Here is a 4,406-nt window from a genome sequence, read left to right as displayed (position 1 = left end):
CGAACTGGTCGGCGTGGTCGAGGACAGCGGCGACGCCATGGGCCGGGTCACCCTCACCGACGACACCGGCACCGTGCTGGCCCAGGTCGACGACGTGCACCTCAAGCGCATCCAGCGGCGCACCGTGCCACTTCCGTTGTCGCAGAAGATCTTCGACTCGCGCTGGGTCGAATCCACCGACATCTCCGGTGGCGCGGCCACCGGCAGCTGGCTGGCGCTGGGCGACGGCGAGGCCGGGATGGCGCGCACGCAGGAGTTCGCGACGCGGTTCGGCGCCGGCACCCGCCGGGTGATCACCGCCGACCTGGCCGATGAATCCGCGGTGCGCGAGGCGTTCGCGACCGCAACCGCCGATCCCGACCTGCCGCCCGCCGGGGTGGTCGTCTTCGTGTCGAACCCCGCTTTCGACGGCACCGACGCCGCCGGCGGTCTGGAGCACGCCAGGGATGTCATCTGGGGCGTCGCGGGCACCGTGCGCGCGATCGTCGGCAGCTGGCACGGCAGGGCGCCGCGGCTGTGGCTGGTCACCGACGGCGGCCTGGTCGTCAATTCCGAAGATGGACAGGGCAATCCGGGCGCGAACAGCCTCAAGGGCCTGGCCCGGGTGCTGGCCTACGAGCATCCGGACCTGAAGACGACGCTGCTCGACACGGGCGGCGACGACGCGGCCCTGGTCACCGAGATCGAAGCAGCAGGCAACGACGACGTCATCGCCTGGCGGGGCGGCGCCCGCTACGTCGAGCGGCTCTCCCGCGCCACGCTTCCGGCCGGCCAGGGGCAGCTCGTGGTGCGCAAGGACGGCGCCTACGTGGTCACCGGCGCGCTCGGCGGTGTCGGCATGTCCGTGGTCCGCTGGCTCGTCGACAACGGTGCCGGCCGGCTCGTGCTCAACGGCCGCAGCGGCCCGTCCGACGAGGTGGCTGCGGTGCTCGACGAGCTGTCCACGCGCGCCGAGATCGCCGTCGTCACCGGCGATGTCGCCGTGGCGGGGGTCGCCGAGCGGCTGATCGCCGCCGCGGAGGAGACCGGAAAGCCGTTGCGCGGCCTGATCCATTCCGCGGCCGTCCTCGAAGACGAGATCTTCGTCGGCCTGACCCGCGAGAGCCTGGACAAGATCTGGGCGCCGAAGGCCGCGGGTGCGCTGCGGCTGCACGAGGTCACCGCCGACAAGGATTTGGACTGGTGGGTCGGCTTCTCGTCGATCGTGTCGCTGCTGGGTTCGCCCGGCCAGGCCGCGTACGCGTGCGCGAACGCGTGGCTGGACGGCCTGGTGTCGTGGCGTCGCGCGGCGGGACTGCCCGCGATCGCGATCAACTGGGGTCAGTGGGCCGATGTCGGTCTGGCCAGCACGCTGCGCTTCTCGGTGCTCGACCCGATCACCCCGGCCGAGGGCGTCGACGCGCTCGGCGGTGTGATGGCCGCCGGTTTCTCCCGGGTCGGCATCGCCCGGCTGCGGCTGGACCGCGCCGCGGCGGCGTTCCCGGAGATCCACCAGATCGGCTTCTTCGCCGACCTGGTCGGCGAACTGCAGACCGACGACGTCGACGAGGACTGGGGCGGCGCCGAGGCGCTCAAGGCGATGGAACCCGCCGAGGTCAACCGCGTCGTGGTGGCCAGGCTGCGCCGGCGCATCTCGGCGATCATGGGCTACTCCGACGACAGCGCGGTCGACGTCGCGCAGCCGCTGACCGAACTGGGTCTGGACTCGCTGATGGCGGTCCGGATGCGCAACACCATCCGCGGCGACTTCGGCGTCGAGCCTCCCGTGGCGCTGCTGCTGCAGGGCGCTACGCTGTCCGATCTCGCGCTCGACCTGATCCGCCAGCTCGGGCTGGAGGAGCAGGAGTCCGCCGAGCGCCCGAATGCGCTGCGGGAACGGGCACAACAGCGTGCCGCAGCGCGGCAACGAGCCGCATCGCGGCGGAAAGTGGGACCACGATCGTGACCAGCGGTACACAGGAACTGCCCGACAATGCTGTCGCCGTCATCGGCATCGCAGGCAAGTTCCCGGGCGCGGGCTCGGTCTCGGAGTTCTGGCGCAACCTGCGGGGCGGGGTCGAGTCGATCGTCGACCTGTCCGAGGACGAGCTGCTCGCCAACGGCGTGACGGAGAAGGCGCTGTCCAATCGCAGCTACGTGCGGCGGGCCGGACTGATGCCGGGCATCGACGAGTTCGACGCCGACTTTTTCGGTTTCACCCCGTACGCGGCGCGGATGCTCGATCCGCAGCACCGGCTGTTCCTGCAGACGGTGTTCCACGCACTGGAGGACGCCGGCTACGACCCGAAGGAGCTGGAGTCCACCGTCGGCGTGTTCGGCACCAGCAGCTCGAGCGGCTATCTGCTGCACAACCTGATGTCGAACTTCGACCCGATGATGGTGATCGGGCAGGGCGCCAGCTTCGAGATGGTCAACCTGTCGCTGCAGAACGACAAGGACCACCTCGCCACCCGGGTGGCCCACCAGTTCGATTTCCGCGGCCCGGCGCTGTCGGTGGCCACCGCGTGCTCCTCGTCGCTGGTCGCCGTGCACCTGGCCTGCCAGTCGATCCTCAACGGCGAGTGCGACATCGCGCTGGCCGGCGGTTCGTCGCTGCGGATCCCGCACCATGTCGGCTACTGGTACGAGCAGGGCGCGATGGTCTCGCCCACCGGTCAGTGCCGCCCGTTCGACGTGCGCTCCGACGGCACGATCTTCGCCAGCGGCGTCGGTGTGGTGGTGCTCAAGGCACTGGCCGACGCCGTCGAGGACGGCGACCACATCCACGCGGTGATCCGCGGGTCGGCATTGAACAACGACGGCTCGACCAAGATGACCTACGCCGCGCCGAACGCGCTGGGCCAGGCGGAGGTGATCGCCGAAGCCCATGCGATCGCCGGGGTCGACGCGTCGACGATCACCTACGTCGAGACGCACGGCACCGGCACCCCGCTGGGCGACCCGATCGAGATCGAGGGCCTGCGCCAGGCGTTCGACCTGGCCGAGGAAACCCGCAGCGCCCCTTGCTATCTGGGCTCGGTGAAGTCCAACATCGGCCACCTGGAGACCGCCGCGGGCATCGCCGGCCTGATCAAGGCCATCCTGTGCCTTGAGCACAAGGCGATCCCGGCCACGCTGCACTACACCAGCCCGAACCCGGAGCTGCACATCGACCGCGGGCCGTTCCGCATCCGCAGCCAGGACGGGCCGTGGGAGTCCGACGGCATCCGCCGCGCCGGTGTGAGCTCGTTCGGTGTCGGCGGCACCAACGCCCACGTGATCCTGGAGGAGGCGCCGTACCCGCCGGCACCCGCGCCGGCGCCGGCCCGGCCGCAGGTGCTGGTGCTGTCGGCGCGCACCGAAGAGACGCTGGACCAGGCGCGGGGCGCGCTGGCCGCAGAGCTCGCCGACGTCGAGGAGATCAGCCTGTCCGACGCCGCGTACACACTGACCCGGCGCCGCAAGGAGCCGCTGCGGCTCGCCGCCGTCGTGCACGACCAGGCCAACGCCGCGACGGTGCTGTCGGCCGCTCAAACCGACGGGGCGACCGACAACGTGTTCGTCGGCCACGCCGTCCCCGATGCCGACGGGGCGGGTGAGCGGGTCGCGTTCCTGTTCCCGGGGCAGGGTGCCCAGCACGTCGGCATGGCCCGCGGGCTGTACGACAGCGAACCGGAGTTCGCCCGTCACTTCGACGAGTGCGCGACCGCTTTCGGCGACGAGATGGGCTACGACCTGCGCGCCGAGATCTTCGACGGCGTCGGCCGCAACCTCGAGCACACCGACCGCGCCCAGCCGGCGCTGTTCACCGTCGAGTACGCGCTGGCCAGGCTGGTGCAGTCCTACGGCGTGGAGCCGGCGATCATGGCCGGGCACAGCATCGGCGAGTACCCGGCGGCCACCATCGCGGGCGTGTTCGACCTCGACACCGCGGTCAAGGTGGTCTCGAAGCGGGCCAAGCTGATGCACGCCGCGCCGCGCGGGGTGATGGTCGCGGTGCCGCTGAGCCCGGAGGCGATCACCGAGCACCTGACCGCCGACGTCGACGTCGCGACGATCAACGACCCGGGCAGCTGCGTGGTCGCCGGCAGCGAAGAGGCGATCCGCACCTTCCAGACGGGGCTGGCCGAGAAGGGCATCGTGGCGCGCCGGGTGCGCACCTCGCACGCGTTCCACTCCCGGCTGATGGATCCCGTCGTCGCCGAGTTCGGCGCGTTCCTGTCCGGGGTGACGTTGCGGGAACCGCAAATCCCGTTGCTGTCCAACATCACCGGCACCACGATGACGGCGGCCGAGGCCACTGGATCGCCGCGATCGACGGTGCCATGTAAGCCGTCCCGACGACGTAGCTCAACGCGATGAAGCACACCGACTGCGTCGCGCTGCCGACGACGAAACCCAGTGTGGAGAACGGGATCAGCACGGCC

General features: G+C 70.8%; 1 protein-coding gene and 2 pseudogenes. 2 read left to right on the top strand and 1 reads right to left on the bottom strand.

What is annotated here, in order from left to right; translation table 11 throughout:
• The coding region (locus ASJ79_RS19435) for a beta-ketoacyl reductase (RefSeq protein WP_156448531.1) at window positions 1–1,945 on the top strand (1,945 nt) is incomplete at its 5' end.
• A pseudogene (locus tag ASJ79_RS19430) lies at window positions 1,942–4,281 on the top strand (type I polyketide synthase); the annotation flags it as partial. The gene ASJ79_RS19435 and the pseudogene ASJ79_RS19430, both read left to right, overlap by 4 nt.
• Here ASJ79_RS19430 and ASJ79_RS34170 read toward each other — a convergent pair.
• A pseudogene (locus ASJ79_RS34170) lies at window positions 4,280–4,406 on the bottom strand (MFS transporter); the annotation flags it as partial. The pseudogenes ASJ79_RS19430 and ASJ79_RS34170 sit on opposite strands and share 2 nt — an antisense overlap.

Origin of the sequence: Mycobacterium sp. NAZ190054 (assembly GCF_001545925.1) — a bacterium.
GTDB lineage: Bacteria > Actinomycetota > Actinomycetes > Mycobacteriales > Mycobacteriaceae > Mycobacterium.
The sequence above is the reverse complement of the archived record's forward strand: the minus strand, read 5'-3'. Positions and strand labels throughout refer to the sequence as shown.